We start from the raw sequence: 20,325 nt of genomic DNA on the forward strand, positions 1-20,325 counted from the left end.
GTTTACAAAAGAAAACAGGCCGTTTTCTGTAAATATACAAGAAAATTACAAACATTGTGAAGGAATCGGATAAAAAACCCACAGCATTGCAAGAAGTATTACGCAAACTTGGAGGCGGGGCTATTGCCCAGGCTACCCTAGACCGGGTGCGGGCCAGTGGCGCAAAGGCCAGCCTTTCGCTCGTGTATAAAGTGATTGCCGGCACCAGTACCCGCCAGGATATTGCCGATGCCTTTTTGTCCGTAGCTGAGGAAGAAGCTGCCCGTCGCCGCCAAGTGGAGCAGCGCGCACGGCAACTCGTAGCCGAAGCGTAAGCCATGCAGCCCGCCGTTATTCTATCGGCCAGCGAGTGGGCTAGCCTCAGCGACCGTCTCGCGCGCCTTGAAGCTGCTGAGTACGCCCGCCAGGCTCCACCACCGCCGCCCGATGAGGTGCTGAGTACCCGCGATGCCGCCGCCCATATCGGGCTTTCCATTGATGCGCTGCTGCGCGCCCGTCGCGCGGGCCGCCTGCAGGGCGTGCGCCTCAACGAGAAGGATTGGGGCTTCCGCCGCTCCGTGCTCGACAAGTACCCCCGCCGCTACCACCGCGCCTCCCGGGCGCAGGCTGCCTGAGCTAGCTCTCTACGCCAGCTCAGGAAGAAGCCGACCAGATTTATCTCTCACCCTATGAATACTCAGCTTGCCCCCATCGTCGGCCCGGAGGCCACGTCTATTCTTGCCATTCTTAAAGTCAGGCTGAAAAATAGCCTGCTCTATGCTGAGTTCACCGAGCAGCCCGACGAGGCGTCCAGTCCCCGCACTTTCACCATGCAGGGCACCGAGCTCGTCCATCCCGACCTGCCCCACTGCCTGGCGCACCTCGTTCCCCACCTGTGCTTGCTCACCGAGCAATTGTCCGAAACCCCCGACTATTGGCCTACTGACGAAGCCGAGCAGCTACCTGAGCTGTTCCGAAAATTTACTGTCACGGGCTTCTCGATGGGCCGAGGCCAGGCCGGTGTTACACTCCTTGGTCAGCGTGAATTAGAGGGCGGCAAGGTGCTCAACCTTACCAGCCCCTACCTGGCTTTTGACGACGAAAATAGCAGCTATGCCTACGCCGGCCGCCTCGAAACGGCGGTGCTCGTTGCCATCAGCGAGGTAGAAGCTGCTCTGCGTGGTAAGGTGAGCGAGGCCGGCCGCCAGCTCGCTTTGTTTGAAAACCCCGCCGCCCAGCATCCCTCGCAAGAGGTAGTAGCCCACCTGAATGCCGGACTACCAGCTAATGACCAGCCCGGTCCCGGCCCCGAGTGCCTGCAGCCCAACGAGCCGCCGGTGGAGAAGCGCCCGACTTCCCGCATTACCCTGTAAGGCAGCGCCCGCGTGAACTACATCAAGCACACCGTAGCTGCCCATGAGTACCTACGCCGGCAGCCCACCGCTACCACGCTTCATCTTTCCCTGTACTGGGCGCTGTTTTTCCAGTGGAACGCGGAATACTTCGACGGCGGCATCGACCTCGACCACGAGGCCACGATGCAGGCCGCCCGCATCGGCAACCGCAAAACCTACCGCGCCACTCTCTACGACCTCGACGCCTGGGGCCTGCTCACCTACCAGCCGAGCAAATCCAGGCACCAACCCAGCCGCTGCGTGCTGGCCGATTTATCTGGGGCGAAAGGGGCCCCGGTAAACCCCGCTACGCAGGCCACTGCTGCCCCCGGTGAAAAGAGTTTATCAAGGGCAGCTGTGCCCCGGCACCCAGGGTAGTAGTGCCCCCGGTAGAAGCAGTGCCGGGGCAGAACTGCCCCAAGACTCCTTAGTATATCAAACCTCTTTTCAAACAGCAGCACCAAACGGCGGTGACGCACCGCCAAAAAAAATAGGGGAGGGGCTTGCCAGGGAAGGGCTGTCAGAGGAGCCGGTACTCGACTACACGGCCGGTTTTGCCGAGCCGGTGCCCGCTCCGGGCGCCGCCCCCAGCGGGTTCGCGCCGCCACCGAACGGGCTTGCGCCGGCCAGGCGACGGGTGGGGCAGGGGCCGCCGGCCACGGTTATCCGTGTTGCCGCCATCGGCTCGCCACCCGCGCCGGCCCGGCCCGGTGCGTTGCCCGAGATACCCTTCAGCCGGTCGGCCATCGCCGAGGTATCGGCCTTCATCGCTGCTTTCCAGGGCACCGACTACGCCCTGGCCGACCTGCGCCACTATCACCAGATGGTCGGCACCTGGCGCGACAAACGGACGGGCCTGCCCCCCAGGCGCACCGATTGGATTGCCACTGCCAAACGATTCATGCTCAACGATGCTGCCGACAACCGCCTCAAGCTTGCCCCCGGCTACCGCCCCGCCACCCCGGCTGATACCGCTGCCGACCCGCCCGGAGTCCCACCTGCTGGCTACCGTTCAAGCCGCTGGGATTAGGGAGCTGGCCCGCACCACCACCGACGAGCTGCGCGAAGTGCTGGCCGACCTCTCGGTGGGCCTCACCCGCCAGGCCGCCAGCGCCGCCCCCAAGGTGTTCCAGCTCAATCGCTCCCTGGGCCCCGGCGTGGTGGTCAAGCTGCTTGTGGTAGTGCTGCGCGCCTTCGTCGACTCGGTGCGGGTGCCCGACAAAATGGGCGCGGCCGATGTGATAGAGTGCGCCGAGGCCCTGGCTGCCACCTACACTCACGATAGCATCAAGGACATCATTCTGGCGCTGAAAGAGGCCCGGCTAAGCGGCTACAAGTTTTACCAGGCTCTCGACCCTAGCCAGGTATTTGAGATAGTAGCTGTCTACTTCGACAAGAAAGCCAACTGGCTCGAACACCAGCACCGTGACCAGAAAGCCCAGGGCAGCAGCACCGAGGCCGTCTCGGTCGCGCAGCTGGGCACCGCCGCGCCTACCATGCTAGCCAGCGTGGCCCTTCGCATCCCCGAGCAGCACCCCGCCCGCGAGAGCCTGCGCCGCAAGCTCTCCATCACCAGCGCCCGCGAAAAGCGCCGCCTCATCACCCCCGCGCAGGCCGAGCAGCAGCGTGCCGAGGTGCGCCAGGTGCTCAGCAACGGCCGCCGCGACTACCGCCCTCCCCGCCTCACTGAGTAGCCCATACTGGTGTCGGTGTACAGTAGCGCGGTCTTTTAGTCCGCGAATGCGCGACCCTGCTCCGCCTCGCGGATTAAAATCTCATGCTATCAAACAGCCCTCAAGCCGTCCTGCGTAGCTAGACGATTGCAGAAATACGCCGACGAGGCAGGGGAATTAGTCGGGGTTTTACGGGCGTCCGTCCGCAGATACTGCCAACCGGCCATTTCCGGTTGGGGGTTTGCATAGCTTAAACCAGGCAAGCGAAGTCGCTGCCTCTCACCTAGCTTACCACTACTCCCATGAAAACTTTCCTGTTTGCTCCCCTGGCTGCTGCCCTCCTCACCGCCACCAGCGCATTCGCCGCCCCGCTTCCCGCCGGTCCTAGCTACCCCCCCTTCGACCACGACCACGACCGTGGCGGCTACAACCTGGCCTATAGACCCGACTACCGGGAGCACGACCACTGGGACGAAGGCCATCGCGAGGCCCCCGCTACGACCGGGACCAGGCCTACGGCTACGGGCGTGAACAGCACTACGATTATGACCGCAACCAGCAGCATGGCTATTATCAGAACCAAGCCTACGGCTATGCGGGAAACCAGCAGTACGGCTACAGCCAAGGGCAGTATTATGGCTATAACCGCGACCAGCGGGTGATAGTGCAGCCCCAACCGCAGTACCGCCGCCCGGCGGCCGTATCCTTCCATATCGGAGTATACTAGCTGCACAGTAGGCAAAGCATTATTGGCTGGCGCAGACGGGTAAGGCTGCGGCCCGCATTTATGTAAGCCGATAGGCAGCGATGTTGTGATAGATTTTGTAAAACCCTGGCCTTTTTCGGTCGGGGTTTTTCATGTAGCTTGGTAGTTTGAAATGCTGCCGGCTGGCTCTATAGGTCAAATCGTGTACGTTTACACTTTCTTCTAGCGCGGGTTATCTATGCTATCCAAAAAAGACCTGTCCGAGCGCGACATCTGCACCAAGTTCATTACCCCCGCCCTCGAAAAGTCCGGCTGGAACAAGTTCAGCCAGTTTCTGGAAGAAGTCTCGTTCACCGACGGCAAAATCTACGTCAAGGGCAAGCTCACGGCGCGGGGTAAGGCCAAGCGCGCCGACTATATTCTGTATTACAAGCCCAATATCCCCATTGCGATTGTCGAGGCCAAAGACAACCAGCACGCGGTAGGCGCGGGCATGATGCAGGCCCTAGACTATGCCCGCATCCTGGATATTCCCTTCGTCTTCAGCTCCAACGGCGACGGCTTTCTCTTCCACGACCGTACCGCTACCGCCGGTCCCCTGGAAACCGAGCTGGGCCTCGACGATTTCCCGACCCCCGCCGCCCTCTGGGCTCGCTATAAGCAAGCCAAAGGCCTGGCCTCCCCGGTCGCCGCCCGCATGGCCGAGCAGGAGTACTACCTCGACGGCACTGGCCGCCGCCCCCGCTACTACCAGCAGATTGCCATCAATCGCACCATCGAGGCCATTGCCCGAGGGCAGAATCGCATTCTGCTCGTCATGGCCACCGGCACGGGCAAGACCTACACCGCCTTCCAGATTGTACACCGCCTCTGGAAGGCCGGGGCCAAAAAGCGCATCCTCTTCCTGGCCGACCGCAACGCCCTGCTCGACCAAACCCGTAAGGGCGATTTCAAGCACTTCAAGGACAAGATGCACGTCGTGGAGAAGCACCAGGTCGAGAAGAGCTACGAAATCTACCTTTCGCTCTACCAGGGCCTCACCGGCACCGAGGAAGACCGTAACATTTACCGCCAGTTTTCGCCCGAGTTCTTCGACCTCATCATCGTCGATGAGTGCCACCGCGGCAGCGCCCGCGACGACAGCAACTGGCGCGAAATCCTGACGTATTTCGCCGGCGCCACCCAAATCGGCCTCACCGCCACCCCCCGCGAAGACGATGCCACCAGCAACAGCGAGTACTTCGGCGAGGCGCTCTATACCTACTCGCTCAAGCAGGGTATCAACGATGGCTTCCTGGCGCCCTATAAGGTGGTGCGCATCGGCACCAACGTCGACCTCGACGGCTGGCGGCCCGAAGATGGCAAAACCGACGTGCACGGCCAGCTGGTCGGAGACCGCGTCTACAACCTGCGCGACTTCGACCGCAAGCTGGTTATCGCCGAGCGTACCGAGCTGGTGGCCCGCAAAATCACCGAGTTTCTGAAAGCCACCAACCGCTTCGCCAAAACGATTGTGTTCTGCGTCGACATCGACCACGCCGAACGTATGCGCAGCGCCCTGGCCAACCAAAACGCCGACCTAGTACGCCTGGACCACCGCTACGTGATGCGCATCACCGGCGACAACGAGCTGGGTAAGATGGAGCTCGATAACTTCATCAACCCCGAAGAAAAGTACCCCGTCATCGCCACCACCTCCGAGCTGATGACTACCGGAGTCGATGCCCAGACCTGCCAGGTCATTGTGCTCGACAGCAACATCAGCTCGATGACCAAGTTCAAGCAAATTATCGGGCGGGGCACCCGCATCAACGAGGAGTACGGCAAGCTGTTTTTTACCATCCTCGACTTCCGCCAGGCTACCAACCTCTTCGCCGACGAGGCCTTCGACGGCGACCCCATCCGCGTCAAGGAAGTGACCGCCGAGGCCGACCTCACCACCGAGGAATTAGTAGCTAATACTCTCGACGCGGCCGACCCCGACCCCATCGACCCCGAAACCGGCGAGCCAGTAGAGTTCCCCACCGAGGAGGAGCAAGACGAAGACCTCGAGCTCGACCCCGTCACCGGCATCCGCTACCCCAGGCTTACCAGCTCTACCAGCACCGTGCACGAGCCCCGCGGCAAAACCTACGTCAACAACGTCGACGTGTCGGTGCTGCTTGAGCGCGAAGTCGTGTTCGACGAGCACGGCAAGCCCGTTACCGTCAAGCTCACCGATTACGCCCGCCAGAAAATCCAGGAACACTTCGCTACCCTCGACGACTTCCTCAGCACCTGGCGCGCCTCCGACCGCAAGGCCGCCATCCTCCAGGAGCTTGAAGAGCAGGGCGTGCCCGTGGCCCAGCTCCGCGCCTCCGTCAGTGCCGACGTCGACCTCTTCGACCTGCTCTGCCACGTGGCCTACGACCGCCCCCCGCTCACCCGCCGCGAGCGGGCCAGCAACGTGCGCAAGCGCGACTACTTCACCAAGTACGGCCCCCCGGCCCGCCGCATCCTCGAAGCCCTGGTAGACAAATACGCCGACGAAGGCCTCGAAAACCTCGAAGACATCAAGGTGCTCCAGGTGTTGCCCCTCTCGCGCCTCGGCTCCCCGCTTGAAATCGTTAGTGAGTTCGGCGGCAAAGTCAAATACCTGAAAGCCGTCCAGGAGTTAGAAAACGAACTGTACCAATCCGCTTGATTTTTGCTAAAAAGCTGTGCTAAAGATTGTAGCGAAGCCCGGTTGGCCACGTACCTTCGGCCCACCGCCTCTGAGGAGCTGCGCAAAATTATTTGCAACGCGCTCTTGACAAGCTAAAAAAATATTCTACCTTTGACTTAACTTTTAAGGTAAGTTGGACGTTTACATCGAAAAGTACCGGGAGTTACTCAAGGTTTGCTTCTATACTATCCGGTTTGCCGACGAGCAGTCGAGCGAAACGGCGCAGTTTGTAGAACGGTTCTCGCAAGCAACCAAGAAAAAAGAGCAGTATGACTTTGGCGTCATTCAAAGATGGCTACGCATCATTGGCAATGAGCGAGGAGCAGATGAACTGCTATTTCGCGGTGAGCGCCGAGCCGATGCCTTGCCTCCACCGCAAGAAGTTGGTTGCCGCTTGCGGCTCTATTGTATAGCCTGCTCACCAAGCATTGTTATTCTGGGCGGCGGTGGCATTAAGCCCAAGCAAGACCGCCTCGCTGAAATCAGCCGGGATACTGCTTACCACTTCGAGAAGATAAACGATGTGGCTCGTATTTTGGATAGTCGGATTAAGATGGGGCGTATCCGCCTCGAACATAAAGCACTTCAAGGAGACTACCAGCGTTTGTATCTTCCTTAGTTATCATTCTTCCTACTCTTATGGCAGCTAATATTTTCGACCTCGTGGAAGTGACGCCCGAGGCCGCCGCCTTCGTTGACCGCTCCTTCCAGATTGCCGACCAGATTCGCCACGTATTGCGCCAGAAGGGCTGGACCCAGCGCGACCTGGCCGCCGCCCTCGGCAAGAAAGAACCCGAAATCAGCCGGATGCTTGTAGGCACCCACAACTTCACACTCAAAACCCTGACCCGCCTGGAGGTGGTACTAGGCACTGCCCTCATTACTACTCCGCAGCGGGTGCAGGAGCAGGCGGCTACCCTCACCGTGCAGGGCGCTATCACCAGCCACCGCCAGTTGGCCGACCTCGACCTGCAGCGTCTCATCACGGTCTTCGAAAAGCCCCAGCCAAGTAGTTCGGCTTCCTACGCCTCTCTAAACACTGACTTGGAAAAGGCGGCCGGCTACCCGGCCGCCTTTTCTACGCAGGAGCCCGCCTCCCGCTCTGCCGCCGCAGTTATGGAAGAAGAATCCCTACTAATGGCCGCTTAATTTTCTTTCGCTACGTTTGTTTCTATAGTCGTTGGCTACCCCTCCTTCTTTCCGCGCTGAGCAGCTCACCTTCGCCGACTGCCGCGTGCTCTCTTTTCAACTAGGCCGCCCCGGCGTACCGCTGCCCGCTACCGAAGATGTGGCCGGCTTTAGCTTCACGTTCACCACCCAGCAAGGCGTCGATTTCACTAGCGCCGTTATTCGCGTCGAGCTGCACGCCGTCATCGAAGCCCGGCTCCGCGAAGAGAATCAACCCTTGGTGCCCGTCGGCGAGATTCGTACCGAAACGTACTTCCAGCTTAGCGGTATCGAAGCCCTCGCCATTCAGCAGCCCGATGGCTCCCAGGCACTGCCCGAAATTGTGGGTGCTACCGCCCTCGGCTTGGCCTTCTCCACCAGCCGTGGCCTACTGCTCTCGCTCAGCGCCGATTCGCTGCTGCGCCAGGCCTACCTCCCCGTCATCAATCCCTTGCAGCTGCTACGTTCCGGCCAGCCCACGCCGCCCGCCGCCCAGTAGCTCGCCTCTCTGCTGAGCCCGCACCTGTTCCCCAACAGCTGCGGGCTCTTTGCATTACCCACGCCCAAGCGGCCAGTGTCTGGCATTAGAAAGCCGCCGTGGCTCCCCCTCTCCCCAAGGAGAGGGGGCCGGGGGAGGTTCCCCGCCCGCTACCTTTGAAATAAGCCTCCCCACTACCCATGTCCAACCTATCCTCCCTCTACAAGTCCATCGAGAAAATCATGTGGACCGACACCGGCCTCAACGGTGACGCCCAACGCATCGAGCAATTCGCCTGGATGCTGTTCTTCAAAATCTTCTCCGACAAAGACAAAGAGCTCGACGTGATGGACGACGCCTACCAGTCGCCCATCCCCGAAGCCTACCGCTGGGACGCCTGGGCCGCCAACGACGAGGGCATCACCGGCGACGAGCTGCTGGCCTTCGTCGACCGCGACCTCTTCCCCGCCCTGCGCAACCTCGACCTGAGCACCGGCAACCGCCGCGCCCTCATCGTGCGCGAAGTATTCGAGGGCAATAACAACTACATGAAGTCGGGCACCAACCTGCGCAAGGTGCTCAACAAGCTCAACGAAATCGACTTCAACCGCGCCAAAGACCGCCACGCCTTCGGCGACATCTACGAGAGCATCCTCAAAGGCCTGCAAAGCGCCGGCAAAAGCGGCGAGTTCTACACGCCCCGCGCCGTTACCCAGTTCATCTGCGACACGCTAGCCCCCCAGCTCGGCGAAACCGTGCTCGACCCCGCCTGTGGCACCGGCGGCTTCCTCACCGCCGCCGTCGAAACGCTCAAGGCCCAGGCCCGCTCCGTGGCCGACCAGCAGCAGCTCCAGAAAGTAAAAGGCTGGGAGTACAAGCCCCTGCCGTTTCTGCTGGCGACCACCAACCTCATCCTGCACGATGTGGAGGTGCCCAACATCACCTTCCGCGACGTGCTCGACCAGCCCCTGAGCGCCTACTCGCAAAAGGACCGCGTCGACGTGGTGCTCGCCAACCCGCCCTTCGGCGGCGTGGTGGCCAACGGCAACGAAACCAACTTCCCCGCCACCTTCCGCACCAAGGAGTCGGCCGACCTCTTCCTCGTCCTCATCATGCACCTGCTCAAGGACGGTGGCCGGGCCGGCGTGGTGCTGCCCGATGGCTCGCTCACCGGCGAGGGCGTGAAGCAGCGCGTGCGCCAGAAGCTGCTCGAAGACTGCAACCTGCACATCATCGTGCGCCTGCCCAACTCCGTGTTCCAGCCCTACGCCACGGTGGCCACCAACCTGCTGTTCTTCACCAAGGGCACGCCCACCAAAGAAATCTGGTACTACCAGCACCGCCTGCCCGAAGGCCAGAAGTCCTACTCCAAAACCAAAACCATCCGCCGCGACGAGTTTCAGCCCCTCGAAGCCTGGTGGCACAACCGGGTGGAAAGCGAAGTGGCCTGGCGCGTGCCCATCCAAACGATTATTGACCGCAACTACGACCTCGACATCAAAAACCCCCATCAGGCCGAGGAAACCCACGAGTACACCAGCGCCGAGCTGATTGAGCTGCTGGGCCAAAGCTTCGCCAAAAGCGAAACCCTGCTAGCCGCTCTGCAAGCCGAGCTGGCCGGCTAGCCCGCCCCAGCTACCCCAGTAGCCAGCCGGCACCCGCCACCCAGCCTCCGTCACCCGCCATCCGTCATGCTGAGCTTGTCGAAGCATCTCTACCGCTTCGTTGCGCCGCCGCTAGGGTAGGAGCGGGGCAACCAAATAGTTTTTGAAAAGTGAATTATGAAGTGGCGTAGTATCAGAATAGGCGATTTCCTGCACCGGGTACGCATCCCGGTAGATATCGAAGACGACCAGCAATACAACCTCGTTACCATTCGGATGCACCACAAAGGCGTGGCGTTACGGGCTACCAAGCCAGGTAAGGAGATTGGTACCAAACGGATGTACGCAGTACAGCCCGGCCATTTCATTTTATCCGGTATTGATGCTCGTCACGGAGCTTTTGGTATTGTGCCTCCAGAGTTGGCCGGTGCTGTCGTTACCAATGACTTCTGGTATTTTGAAGTTGATGAAGCGCAGGTAGACAAAGAGCTATTCCTGCACCTGACCTCGACTACCTTCTTCGACGATTTATGCCGCCTTGCCAGCGACGGCACCACCAACCGCGTCCGCCTGCAAGCTGATAAGTTCTTCAATTACGAAATCAGCCTACCCCCAGTCGAAGAGCAGCGCGAGTTAATAGCGCAGCTGAAACACACCAATGCCGCCGTGGCATCGGTGCTCGATGAAACTGACCAGCAACTAGCCCACCTCACCAAACTCCGCCAAGCCCTGCTCCGCGAGGCTATGCAGGGCCAGCTGCTCCCCCAAGACCCCACCGACGAACCCGCCGCCGTGCTGCTCCAGCAGCTGCAAGCCGCCGCCAAGCCCGGCAAGAAGGGTAGGGGCCCGGCCGCCCCCCTCTTCGCCGAGGCCGCCGAAGCGGTGGAAGGGCCATTTGAGATTCCGGCTAGCTGGGTGTGGTGTGAATTGAAGAAAGTCGTTAAAAGCATCTTCGATGGCCCTTTCGGCTCTCACTTAAAAACAGCTGACTATACTACTGCAGGTGTAAGAGTAATTAGGCTTGAGAATCTTGATTACGGCAAATTCAAACACGACAAGACGACTTACATCAGCCTAGAAAAGTATGAAGGCCTAAAGCAGCATACCATTTATGAAGGTGATATAATTGTCGGGTCATTTATTGCTGACGGAGTGAAGGCCGTACTTATTCCTGAGTTAGGAGAAACAGCTATTGCTAAAGCAGACTGCTTTTGTATTAGACATAATCCCACTGCCGTTGATAATAAGTTCTTGACGTATTTATTAGGAACAGACTTTATTTCTGATGGTTATCTGCGAATTATGCGAGGCATGACTCGTTCAAGGATAAACACTGCTCAATTAAAGCAGACACTCATCCCCCTACCTCCTCTAGCCGAGCAGCACCGCATCGTAGCGAAGCTAGCGCAGCTGCTGCAGCACTGCGATGCCCTGGAGCAGCGCATCCGCGAGGGCCGCCGCCTGGCCGAGCAGCTGCTGGCCATCGCTCTGCGCGAGGCCCTGGCCCCGCCCGCCGGTGCTACCCCCACGATAGCGGCCGAACCCGCGCTGGCCGAAGATGCCCCGGCACCCGCGCGCCGCGCCGCCAAGCGCGGCTCCCAGCTGGCCCTCGGTAGCTTACTCGACTAGCTGCCATGCCATCTGCCGCTACTATGTTCAACCCGGCCACCGACTGCGAAATATTCGACCTGCACTACGATAGCCAGCAGCCGGCCTGCGTGGCGGCTACCCAGCCCGGTTTTCGGGGCCGCGCCGCTGCCCAGGTCGGCTACAAGATTTACGTGCTCGTCAACGCGGCCGGGGTGCAGTACGTGGGCTGCACCCGCACCAGCATGGGCGCCCGGCTCCGCCTGGGCCACCAACGCTTCCGCACCCCCCGTGGCGGCTACCACGGCTACCAGTGGCTGAAGTTGCCGGCCCTACGCCTCTTCGTGTTCCCGCTACCCCCGGCGCTGCTGGCCTTGGATGCTGCCCACCAAACGAAGCCCTCCCAACTCGCCGAGCGCATTGAGGCCGAGCTGGTCTACGCCGTGCGCGCCCACACCGGCCAGTGGCCCCTGCACCAAACCGAAATCCACTTCCACACCCTCCCCGACCAGCCCGAGCTAGCCACCCTCACCACCAGCCTGGCCCAGCAGCTGTACGAGCACGTAACCCAGCCGCTGCCCGTCGCCATTCCGTAGCTTCGCCCCATGCTAAACCGCCTGCACGTTCAGAATTTCACCGTGTTCGCCGACGCCACCTTTGAGTTCAGCCCCGGCCTGAACGTCATTGTCGGCACCAACGGCACCGGCAAAAGCCACGTGCTCAAGCTGGCCTACGCCGCCCAGGTAGTCTACGCCGGGGCTCCCCGCGAAGTGCCCGACGTGTACGCCCCCACCGAGGAAAGCACCGACGTGTTGGTCGCGGTCAGCATGCTGAGTCGCTTGGATGAAGTCTTCCTGCCCAACGGGCTAAAGCAGCTGGTGCGTCGGCCAGGTTCACCCGCTGCCCCTCCAGTAATGCGTGCTACTGTTCGGGCCAGCTTCGGCAAAAATGCCATCGATGCTATAGCATTTGCGATTGCCGGCGATGCACCCCGCAACAACAGCGTCCTGCTACCCGAGCCCGCCACCATCGGCGAGCCCGCACAACGACCCGTCTTTATTCCGGCCAAAGAAATGCTCTCGCTGATGCCCAGCATCATCGGGCTCAGTGATAAGTTTACCCCGCTACTCGATTCCACCTACACCGACCTGGCCCGCGCCTTGGTTGGCCCCCTGCTCAAAACGCCCCCGCCCGCCATTCATGCCGTGCTCAACAGCTTGGGCCAAGCCATGCAAGGCACCATCCAGTCTGAGAACGGCCGTTTTTACCTCCTGCCCAAGCACGGCGAGCGGCTCGAAATAACCCTCGTCGCCGAAGGCTACCGTAAGCTGGGCACGCTAGCCTACCTCCTGGCCAACGGCACACTAAATCCTGATACTACCCTCTACTGGGACGAGCCCGAAGCCAACCTCAACCCCGCCCTGCTGCGCGAGCTAGCCAGCCTGCTCATGCAATTGGCCAGCCAGGGCTTCCAGATTATCCTAGCCACGCACAGCCTGTTTATACTTAAAGAGCTGCATATCCTGGCCCACGAGCAAAAATCCACCGTGCGGTATTTTGGCCTGAGTTCCCAGCCCGCCGAGCCTACCCAGGTAATCCAGTGCGACAACTTGGAGCAGTTGCCCGACATCGTCGCCCTCGACGCCGAGCTGGACCAATCCGACCGTTTCCAGGCAGTACTCGACCAGGAAGATGCCCACTAAGCGCGAAAAAGGAATCTGGCTAGACTTTCCGGAAGGATGGGGCGTCGTTAAGTACGACGGCGATAGCCAAACCGACAACGCCGGCTTTTACCGGGCCAAAATCGAGCACCAGGTGCAGCACGTGCGCGGCGTAGATGTAGTAAGCTTGACGCCAACTCCGGATAACCGGCTGCTGTTGATAGAGGTAAAGGACTACCGCGAAAGCGCCAGCTCTGCCGATAAGGAAGCCAAAAAGCTGCGCCAAACCGTCATCCAAAAAGCGCTCAATACTGTGAGTGGCCTGTTTGCGGCGGCCCGCACCGGCGACCCTGAGCTACGTGAAGTAACAGAACGTATATGTAGCTCGGGGCTAGCCATCGAGGTAATCTTATTGCTGGAGCAGCCTTCCCCCGGCCCGCCGCCCATCACCACGGCCCAAAAATTCCGCAAGCAAAACCCGCAAACGGCTATCAACGACCTACGCCTGGAGCTCACCAGTGTTCTCAGTGGTCTGGGCTTCGATTTTTACTTACGCAGCAGCAGTACTATGCAAGTCCGGGATGGCTGGGGTGTGCGCCTCATATGATAACCGCACTGCCCTGCGCTGACCAATTTCTTCCGGGGTTGACCTCATGTTGCGGGTTAGTTGCCACTCAAGAGGCACACTGTCGTACATACTTGCTCAATAGTTAACTCTATTGGAGTTTCAAAGCATACATAATGCTGGAGCACCCGCCTCAGGTAGGCCTGTTGCTGGCACAAGGCTGCCGTTGTTTGGGTAGTCGGCCCTAATGCCGTAGCCGCGCACCTGCTTCATGCAGTAGGTCTGGTGAGTACGAGCTACTTCCTTCGCCGCGCTCTTCATAGCAGGAGCGCACCCTCTAGACCCGACTTTATCTAGACCCGACTTTAGTGGGCACAAGCTTTAATTATTAAAATCAAAGATGTTGAACGGCACTGAAACGAATACCTCCGCGCTTACCCCATCGGCAAAGCGCTGAAATTCGTAGCGCTTGCCCGTCAGGTAGCCGACGGCCAACCCACCCTGGGCACCCTTTAGCTTACCGTCTTCGCCGGTCTGCTGCAAGTAAACACCTAGGTTGAAGGCGAGCTGCTGCCCGTTGGTTAGCAGATGCACCGATGGATTGAGGGCCACAAACGGCCGCCCCTCTTGGTTGACTGGCAGAATGCGAGCTTCCACATTCAGCCGACCAGTTGTGCCTAACGTTGGCTTACCCATAAATACGTCCTTGCTGGTCAGCGTACTGGAGCCCGCCGTTAGGGGGTAGTAGACCGTAATAGGGTCGTCGGTGCTAGTTTCGTAGTGACGCTGCCACGTGTAGCTCGCCACAAATACCAGGTGCTGGCTCATTGCATAGCCCGCGTAGAGCCGCAAGTTGCGGTTTATTCCCGTCAGGCTCTCCGGCTGCTGCGACAAGCTGGTTGCCAGGTAATCGTAGCCGACTTTCCCCAGCGAAAACGTTACCCCAACCAAGGCGGTTTTTCGGTACGGCTCCTCGCCAATAAAATTCTTAAAATCAGCTGTTTTAAGTAGTTGTGCCTGCGCTTGAGCATCGTTTTGGACAGAGGCGGTCTGCACTGGTGCTACAAGTGATTGCTCGGCTGGCATCTGCGCTTGGCGCTGGGCTAGGGCTGCCTGTACTTGCGGGGTAAGCCTATTATGGATAGCAGTTGCCATAGCTTGGTCTACCGTGCCGCTGGTGTTGAACTGCAGATTGAAAACAGCCGATGCGCCCTGGCCTAGGCCATCGAGCGAGAGTGGGGTCACGCGCCGAAGCTTGCCCTGAAACGGCTGGCGAAGTGTTACGGAGCCTTTCACGTAGTTAGTGCTGTAGCCCAGCGCCACGGAAGCTTCTTGATTGTCAGGCTTGACTACAACTGCCACTTGCGAAAATGGACTGACCAGCGAGGAGATGGCCGCGCTGGTCAGCGGCGTAGCCATGCAGCGGTTTTCAGCGCGCAGGGCTAGCACGTTGGCGCGGGTAGTACTTGCTTGTTCAAGCGCGCTTAGCGCCTGTGCTTGCGCCGTGATTGGTTGCCCCAGGGCGGTCAGTCCCACGAGCAGCCACCCGTACTGGCGGTAAGGCAAAAGGGTAGCTGGTGAGTACATACGAGTAATATACTGATAGATAAGAAAAAGCGGGCAGGCGCTTGCCAGTCCGTATACAAGCGCCCGCACGTAAAAAGCTACCGCTATATCGCTCCAGCCGGAGCCTCGGCTAGGCTGCGCAGGCCCGATAAAGAAGGCGCATAGAAGTATTCTCCGCCCTCTAGGTCTACAAACTGTGCGAAGTCTGCCTGCTTGGTGCCCGCTTGGTCATAAACCACCGGAAAGGTGAGCGGGCCTCGCGTACCCTGCCCGATAATAGGGTCCAAGCCCACAGAGGTGATGCCGTTGGCCGGGTCGGCGCCATGAATAAAATTGGCATTGTTAGCCCAGGCCTGCTGCATAAATTCAAACTGCTGTCCGATGTTACGCTGGTAGCACATGAACAGCAGCCCCCGGCTTACCCCATCCTCCGGTGCTCCGTCAGGCAACTGAGGGCCGTATGGTACTCCCCGCCGTGTAATGCGGTGGCGCAGCTCCGGGCCAGGCTCAGTTTCGCCTCTTGGGTTCACCTTGCGGATGTGAGCGTGAAAAGGGCACTTCAACGCCTGCGTATCGTGCTGGTAGTCGAAATTGTTAGTAAATACCGGCTTGCCGGTGTGTGGGTCCACATTCGTGCCTAGTACAGCTAGTGGCGTACCGTTCTCGAACCGCCCCACCAGCATGGCCCCCGCGCGGGCCCGGTCGTCTCCCGTCAGGCCCAGCACGTTCGCCAGGGTGTCCGGTTTAGCATCTTTATCTTCCCCTTCCGCATCCTTAAAAGCCCTTACTTTCTGCCGCAATTTGCGGTACACCAAAAAGCTGCCGAAGGAGTTTTCCTCCGAGCCCAGCACATCAGGTACCAGCACCAGGTCCTCGGCGCCTAGCGCCGTATCGCGTGGGTGGGGGGCGCTGTACCCTCGTCATTATCCAAGTAAAGCGGCTGGCTCACGCCATCAGCGTAGCCAAAGTGCTCGATGTCGTGGCCGTCTTCTACTAGCCGCTTGCCGTGCTGCGTAATGCGCACTCGCACCCCGAGCGATTCGCTCCGCTCCGTCATAAAGTTGACGGCGGGTTGCAGGCGCTCAGCCAGCTTATTATCCGCCAGCAGCAACATCGCGTGAATCTTGCTCGGCTTACCAGCAGTTGCATCCTCCCACCATTCCCCTTCCCAGTCCGTTGGGTCAGGGTCCCGCAACAGACCGTGCACGGCCGCAGCACGCATTCCCGCTGCGAAGGCACCTGACCGGCCTTGGCCGGGCGTTTGATTTTGACTTTCCTGCGGCGCCGGTGCCCCTAAGTATTGCAAACCATCAGCCGTAAATACAAGACTGGTAAATAAGCCCGCATCCGCAGTCTGCCCGGCTGCCTTAAATGCTTCCCGGTCGCGCAGCTGCTTCTCGGTCGAGGTCACGCGCACGGTATCAAGCACGCTAGGGCCGGTGCTCAGGCCCGCCAGCAGCTGTTTAATCCACTCGCGGGCGTTCGCCTGGTCTGTAAACTCTACCAGTAGCAGGGTGGTGTGGTCCCGGCCGTGGCCTTTTAGGATGTTGCCTTGCGCATCGCCATATTTTCTTATGGCATCACCTACAGAAATGAGAGTGGACATGAGTAGAGAGAAAAAAGGTGAAAAAACAAAGTGCTGGAGGCTAGTGCTAGGCTTTAAGTGCTTATGCTCCCCAAGGCGGCGTACTACCGGTAAAGCAGTAGTCTGGCAGGGATAGTAGTAGCCTGTTCGCTGCCAGCGCCTCAGCGCTGGCGCTGCCTCGCGCTCACTCCTGTTCCGTGCGTGGGGGCTTAATGCCCAAGTTGCGAATGTTAACTAGCCGGCAAAGCAAGTCAAACCAGAAAGGAGCTCCCACCGACAAAGCTGCCGCCGTCAGCACCCAGCCAAGTAGCGTGTGCCACCATGGCTGCGACTGCGATTGTGGCCCAAAGAATGGCGGCCCAATTACGGGTGCATACCATGCCTGGAAGTTGCTGCGGATAGGCCCCTTCACCTTGTTGGTATCAGTAGGCAGTACGTTTTCCCTTTGCCAATAGAAAGACGCCGTTGTTATTCCAGGAACTGAGCTTTTAGCCTTATCAAGGCGCCGCGTGTAACGGACGTAATACTCCGGTACGTTTTCTAGTGTGCGCCCCTTATGAAGCATATGAGCTGGCTGCCTGATATAAAAAACGGTTGGCAGCTCACTCTGGGTACTATCTTGGCTAGTAGTAACATCCCGCCCAATTGGAAATCCTAGCACCCGCAAGCGGCCATTCAGGGCGTTAAGTTGCTCTTCTGATGCGAGTAGTTTTTTATTGACGCTATCCACCGCCGCTCTGGCCGACTTAGTAATAGCGATGGTTACCGCGCTGGCGGCAGAATCTTTCCCGACTCCCTTCATAAAGTGTGCCTTTATACCCTTCCCATAGGTGTTGACAGCCCCTGGTATCTGTGTTTCCTTAGCACCTACATCTGCTATATGCTGACTCAACTCCGGATGCGCCCATAGGTAGCGAATAATAAAGGGCGAGTCAATATTGCTCGCTATCGCAACCACTAGCCCAATCAGGAAAAGCCACCCTCGCGTTTGCCGCTTATACCAGCCCGTCATCCGCTCGCCGTAGGCATCAAACCAGTTTGCTACCGCTTGTTCGCACTGCGCCAACGTTGCGGTTGCAGCCAGCCCTGCAAACAAGTTGCTTAGCAAGTCACTAAGCTCTCCACTATACCAAACGGGCGGGGTGCCCACCTGTTGCGCTCCTCCTTGGTTTGGCGAGGCTGCTTGACCTCCTAACGTTCCAACTGTTAATGCGAGCTGTTGAGCCCTCGCTGCTGCTAGCGGGAGCATAATGTCAGTTAACTCGGTCGCGTGGGGCGCCACCATCCCCAGTAAAGTAGCCGCAAACAAGTCAGCCGGCACGTAAGACGGCAGCCCATCAGCCCCCCGCCACCAGTCCCAGGCATTAGTATAGTCTACTTCCAGGCTTGCTTTCCACCCAGTCTGCTCACTCGGCGGCGCTTGGTCAGCCGGCGAAAGCTTGGCGATGGCCGGCTGGCTATAAAACTGCCCAGTGGTATTACTACCCAGCACTCCTTTCAACCGCCGGTACAAAAATTTACCGCGCGCGTTTGTATAGCCTGCCCAAAGCTCATAAATAGAGAGCACTACTTGGCTGCCAAGCAAATACAGAAATACCATCGAAATGGCAACCGCTAGTATCAAAGGCAGGTCCATCGGTAAGCAGTAGGTTTAGCAATTTCTAGTGTGCCAGCAGCGCAACATGATTGGGTGTATCCCGCATACTAAAGGCTTTAGAGGCTGCTTAGTAACTGACTGCAAATCACGATTTAAGTAAGTACTCGTGAATCAGTGACAGCACTGAATTTTTAGCATAAGCAATTACTGATTTCCGGACCAAATTTGCTTACTTATCTAGGTATGGCTGTATAATGTAAAACTTATCGCTTATGGTCTGTTCCAGATAATCCCGTAATTTATAGCATACCAAAAAATGACTTCTTAATCAATGCTAAGAGCCATTTTATTTCCCAGCTCACAAATTTTTTGTGCATCAAAAGCTGAGTCGGCAAGTAGCAAATTGCGCTACTTCAATGGTTGCTGCTTGCTCTTCTTGTCGATAAGCTGCGATAGTACCGCGATAGCCGCATGGGCCAGAATCTGCCAGATATTCATTGGGTAAATAAGTAAAAAGTGAAAAACAACGCCGGCCACTCAGCCGATTAGCTCAAAGTGCGGCCAGTCGTTCAGGTGTTCGTCGTCAGTGCGGCCGTTATGATTCCAGTCGCCGCCCCATGTCACCCGCTCATCGGCCGCCCGCATCAGCCGCGAAAACAGCAGCAGCGCGGCCGGGTCCCATTTCACTGAGCTATCGGCCTGCAGCAGCGCCACGTCCAGCGCCCAGCTGGGCAGCTTATTGTGGTTCGAGGTGCCCGGCAGCTTGTAGGTGATGATGCGCTTGGCTTCCACCGCTGGCAGGTCGCCTAGCCCCGCTGCCTGCCGCAGCAAGTGAATCTGGTACGGCGTCTGCCGCCCCTGCGCATAGTAGGCCGCCTGCATCGCGTCCGACCGATAGCCTTCCGTCACAATCGGCAACCCTAGTAGCATCAGCTTCCGGTCGCCCATCCAGCGCGCCAGCGCCACCGCGTAGGCCTTTGCCAACTCGGGCCGCACCTGGGCTAGCCGCGCCGCCTGCGTAGCCGCCTGGGCCTTACTCAGCGTTACCATCAGCGGCCGGCGTAACGGGCACGGCAGAGCCGCTAGGCACCACGGCCGCCGAAATGACCGGCACCACGTCGGCCGGTACCTTCACCACCGATTCCGGCTTTTGCAGCGCCTTGCGAATGGTGGCCCAGATAGTCACCGCCGCCACCAGTATCTGAATAACCAGGTGGCCGTAGGTTTCAATCTGCCCAGGGTCGGGCGGCGTCAAGCTGTTGCTGACTACTTGCCCAAACACGGCGGTACTCAGGATTTGGCCGATATGCCCGGCCTTTGTGCTGCTGAACAACATGGTAGGTTGCATAGAAAAATGAAAATTACTTTTTTAAGTAAAATTGTAAGGCAAAAATAGAGCATAGTTGAATGCTATTTTACTATTTTCTCATCCTAATTAATGGTATTTTTCAGAGTGTGGGCGCTCCCTTCGGGTCGGGCTGTCCAGGGCTCCGCTTCGCTGCGGTGCTGCGCACCCGGCCGGGGCAGTTGCTCGCCGTCACCGGCAGCCTCAGCGGAACGCCAGACACTTGCCCCGCCCGGCCCTTCTCATCCCTAGCGCACTGCTGCTGAATCAGTGACTCAGAGGCCGTGCAGCGCGCCCTTCGGGACCCGCCGCCCGGCCAGGTTGCAGCAGCTACAAAGCCAGATGCACCGCCCCGGCCCGCCTCCCGATGGTCGGCCAGCCTCCACCAGCCACCCTAGCACCCAGACGCCAGCCCCCCGCACCGGCCCAGGTCGCCAATCTGCAACTATCGGTCAGCGCAGCTAAGGTCGCCGGCTCCTGGCATCGCCACCCTAGCCCCTTACCCATGCGGGGCGCCCTGGCCGTTTCCCACCCACCGACCGGCGCGAACGGCGGGCCTGCTGCGGCCCAGTGCGGCAGCAGCGGCTTAGTGGCTCCTCAGTAGCGGCGGCCCGAATCAGGTGCGCTTCGCGCAGTGTCTAGCGGGGGCGGCCCCCCGCACCCCCTATAGGCATGCTCAGCCTTCGGCTAGCATCTTCCTCGGCTAGCGCCTCA

At 59.3% G+C, this 20,325-nt stretch carries 22 protein-coding genes; 16 read left to right on the top strand and 6 right to left on the bottom strand.

What is annotated here, in order from left to right; genetic code table 11:
• The first annotated feature begins 86 nt into the window (after positions 1-86).
• From GKZ68_RS00260 to GKZ68_RS00335, 16 genes are all read left to right on the top strand, one after another.
• Positions 87-314: a hypothetical protein gene (locus tag GKZ68_RS00260; protein WP_173109668.1), complete on the top strand. Its 228-nt coding sequence runs from the start codon at positions 87-89 to the stop codon at positions 312-314.
• Between the two features lie 3 nt (positions 315-317).
• The gene (locus GKZ68_RS00265) at positions 318-614 is read left to right on the top strand and encodes a DNA-binding protein (RefSeq protein ID WP_173109669.1); all 297 of its coding nucleotides are present in this window, start codon (positions 318-320) and stop codon (positions 612-614) included.
• A 54-nt stretch (positions 615-668) separates the two neighbouring features.
• Entirely contained in the window at positions 669-1,352 is a 684-nt protein-coding gene (locus tag GKZ68_RS00270; RefSeq protein WP_254244098.1) for a hypothetical protein, read from the top strand.
• A 12-nt stretch (positions 1,353-1,364) separates the two neighbouring features.
• Positions 1,365-1,751, top strand: a complete 387-nt coding sequence (locus GKZ68_RS00275) for a hypothetical protein (protein ID WP_173109670.1) — start codon at positions 1,365-1,367, stop codon at positions 1,749-1,751.
• Between the two features lie 187 nt (positions 1,752-1,938).
• Entirely contained in the window at positions 1,939-2,403 is a 465-nt protein-coding gene (locus tag GKZ68_RS00280; RefSeq protein ID WP_173109671.1) for a hypothetical protein, read from the top strand.
• On the top strand, positions 2,309-3,067 hold the full coding sequence (locus GKZ68_RS00285; protein WP_173109672.1) for a hypothetical protein: 759 nt from the start codon (positions 2,309-2,311) through the stop codon (positions 3,065-3,067). Before GKZ68_RS00280 ends, GKZ68_RS00285 begins: the two co-directional genes overlap by 95 nt.
• Before the next feature lie 281 nt (positions 3,068-3,348).
• Positions 3,349-3,708 carry a hypothetical protein gene (locus GKZ68_RS00290; RefSeq protein WP_173109673.1) on the top strand — a complete coding sequence of 120 codons (360 nt, stop codon included), beginning with the start codon at positions 3,349-3,351 and terminating at the stop codon, positions 3,706-3,708.
• Positions 3,709-3,990: 282 nt separating this feature from the next.
• The gene (hsdR, locus tag GKZ68_RS00295) at positions 3,991-6,435 is read left to right on the top strand and encodes an EcoAI/FtnUII family type I restriction enzme subunit R (RefSeq protein ID WP_173109674.1); all 2,445 of its coding nucleotides are present in this window, start codon (positions 3,991-3,993) and stop codon (positions 6,433-6,435) included.
• Positions 6,436-6,589: 154 nt separating this feature from the next.
• Positions 6,590-7,075: a hypothetical protein gene (locus GKZ68_RS00300; RefSeq protein ID WP_173109676.1), complete on the top strand. Its 486-nt coding sequence runs from the start codon at positions 6,590-6,592 to the stop codon at positions 7,073-7,075.
• 20 nt (positions 7,076-7,095) lie between these two features.
• Positions 7,096-7,605, top strand: a complete 510-nt coding sequence (locus GKZ68_RS00305) for a helix-turn-helix transcriptional regulator (RefSeq protein WP_173109678.1) — start codon at positions 7,096-7,098, stop codon at positions 7,603-7,605.
• A 31-nt stretch (positions 7,606-7,636) separates the two neighbouring features.
• On the top strand, positions 7,637-8,122 hold the full coding sequence (locus GKZ68_RS00310; RefSeq protein WP_173109680.1) for a hypothetical protein: 486 nt from the start codon (positions 7,637-7,639) through the stop codon (positions 8,120-8,122).
• 179 nt (positions 8,123-8,301) lie between these two features.
• Positions 8,302-9,726, top strand: a complete 1,425-nt coding sequence (locus GKZ68_RS00315; protein WP_173109682.1) for a class I SAM-dependent DNA methyltransferase — start codon at positions 8,302-8,304, stop codon at positions 9,724-9,726.
• A gap of 156 nt (positions 9,727-9,882) precedes the next feature.
• The gene (locus GKZ68_RS00320; protein WP_173109684.1) at positions 9,883-11,334 is read left to right on the top strand and encodes a restriction endonuclease subunit S; all 1,452 of its coding nucleotides are present in this window, start codon (positions 9,883-9,885) and stop codon (positions 11,332-11,334) included.
• 5 nt (positions 11,335-11,339) lie between these two features.
• Positions 11,340-11,888 (top strand): hypothetical protein, encoded by a 549-nt coding sequence (locus GKZ68_RS00325; protein WP_173109686.1) that lies wholly within the window; start codon positions 11,340-11,342, stop codon positions 11,886-11,888.
• 9 nt (positions 11,889-11,897) lie between these two features.
• Complete coding sequence (locus GKZ68_RS00330; protein ID WP_173109687.1) at positions 11,898-12,995, top strand: ATP/GTP-binding protein; 1,098 nt, start codon at positions 11,898-11,900, stop codon at positions 12,993-12,995.
• Complete coding sequence (locus GKZ68_RS00335; RefSeq protein ID WP_173109688.1) at positions 12,985-13,560, top strand: hypothetical protein; 576 nt, start codon at positions 12,985-12,987, stop codon at positions 13,558-13,560. Before GKZ68_RS00330 ends, GKZ68_RS00335 begins: the two co-directional genes overlap by 11 nt.
• Positions 13,561-13,899: 339 nt before the next feature.
• On the opposite strand, the gene GKZ68_RS00340 is transcribed toward GKZ68_RS00335, so the two are convergent.
• The 6 genes from GKZ68_RS00340 to GKZ68_RS00365 form a co-directional block, all read right to left on the bottom strand.
• Positions 13,900-15,105 carry a hypothetical protein gene (locus GKZ68_RS00340; protein WP_173109689.1) on the bottom strand — a complete coding sequence of 402 codons (1,206 nt, stop codon included), beginning with the start codon at positions 15,103-15,105 and terminating at the stop codon, positions 13,900-13,902.
• An 83-nt stretch (positions 15,106-15,188) separates the two neighbouring features.
• Complete coding sequence (locus GKZ68_RS00345; protein ID WP_173109690.1) at positions 15,189-15,935, bottom strand: Dyp-type peroxidase domain-containing protein; 747 nt, start codon at positions 15,933-15,935, stop codon at positions 15,189-15,191.
• Positions 15,936-15,964: 29 nt separating this feature from the next.
• Positions 15,965-16,690 (bottom strand): hypothetical protein, encoded by a 726-nt coding sequence (locus GKZ68_RS00350; RefSeq protein WP_173109691.1) that lies wholly within the window; start codon positions 16,688-16,690, stop codon positions 15,965-15,967.
• Positions 16,691-16,853: 163 nt separating this feature from the next.
• Entirely contained in the window at positions 16,854-18,305 is a 1,452-nt protein-coding gene (locus GKZ68_RS00355; RefSeq protein WP_173109571.1) for a hypothetical protein, read from the bottom strand.
• Between the two features lie 498 nt (positions 18,306-18,803).
• Positions 18,804-19,316 carry a M15 family peptidase gene (locus GKZ68_RS00360; protein ID WP_173109693.1) on the bottom strand — a complete coding sequence of 171 codons (513 nt, stop codon included), beginning with the start codon at positions 19,314-19,316 and terminating at the stop codon, positions 18,804-18,806.
• The gene (locus GKZ68_RS00365) at positions 19,300-19,614 is read right to left on the bottom strand and encodes a hypothetical protein (protein ID WP_173109695.1); all 315 of its coding nucleotides are present in this window, start codon (positions 19,612-19,614) and stop codon (positions 19,300-19,302) included. The genes GKZ68_RS00360 and GKZ68_RS00365 overlap by 17 nt, the downstream gene beginning before the upstream one ends.
• Positions 19,615-20,325: the final 711 nt, after the last annotated feature.

Source organism: Hymenobacter sp. BRD128 (assembly GCF_013256625.1).
Taxonomy (GTDB): Bacteria; Bacteroidota; Bacteroidia; order Cytophagales; family Hymenobacteraceae; genus Hymenobacter.

Bases quoted from the DNA above. Each gene is read 5' to 3' on its own strand.
- GKZ68_RS00325 (WP_173109686.1), top strand. From the start codon at position 11,340: ATGCCATCTGCCGCTACTATGTTCAACCCGGCCACCGACTGCGAAATA.
- GKZ68_RS00350 (WP_173109691.1), bottom strand. From the start codon at position 16,690: ATGTCCACTCTCATTTCTGTAGGTGATGCCATAAGAAAATATGGCGAT.
- GKZ68_RS00320 (WP_173109684.1), top strand. From the start codon at position 9,883: ATGAAGTGGCGTAGTATCAGAATAGGCGATTTCCTGCACCGGGTACGC.
- GKZ68_RS00290 (WP_173109673.1), top strand. From the start codon at position 3,349: ATGAAAACTTTCCTGTTTGCTCCCCTGGCTGCTGCCCTCCTCACCGCC.
- GKZ68_RS00360 (WP_173109693.1), bottom strand. From the start codon at position 19,316: ATGGTAACGCTGAGTAAGGCCCAGGCGGCTACGCAGGCGGCGCGGCTA.
- GKZ68_RS00355 (WP_173109571.1), bottom strand. From the start codon at position 18,305: ATGGACCTGCCTTTGATACTAGCGGTTGCCATTTCGATGGTATTTCTG.
- GKZ68_RS00265 (WP_173109669.1), top strand. From the start codon at position 318: ATGCAGCCCGCCGTTATTCTATCGGCCAGCGAGTGGGCTAGCCTCAGC.
- GKZ68_RS00330 (WP_173109687.1), top strand. From the start codon at position 11,898: ATGCTAAACCGCCTGCACGTTCAGAATTTCACCGTGTTCGCCGACGCC.
- hsdR (WP_173109674.1), top strand. From the start codon at position 3,991: ATGCTATCCAAAAAAGACCTGTCCGAGCGCGACATCTGCACCAAGTTC.
- GKZ68_RS00340 (WP_173109689.1), bottom strand. From the start codon at position 15,105: ATGTACTCACCAGCTACCCTTTTGCCTTACCGCCAGTACGGGTGGCTG.
- GKZ68_RS00315 (WP_173109682.1), top strand. From the start codon at position 8,302: ATGTCCAACCTATCCTCCCTCTACAAGTCCATCGAGAAAATCATGTGG.
- GKZ68_RS00270 (WP_254244098.1), top strand. From the start codon at position 669: ATGAATACTCAGCTTGCCCCCATCGTCGGCCCGGAGGCCACGTCTATT.
- GKZ68_RS00335 (WP_173109688.1), top strand. From the start codon at position 12,985: ATGCCCACTAAGCGCGAAAAAGGAATCTGGCTAGACTTTCCGGAAGGA.
- GKZ68_RS00305 (WP_173109678.1), top strand. From the start codon at position 7,096: ATGGCAGCTAATATTTTCGACCTCGTGGAAGTGACGCCCGAGGCCGCC.
- GKZ68_RS00365 (WP_173109695.1), bottom strand. From the start codon at position 19,614: ATGCAACCTACCATGTTGTTCAGCAGCACAAAGGCCGGGCATATCGGC.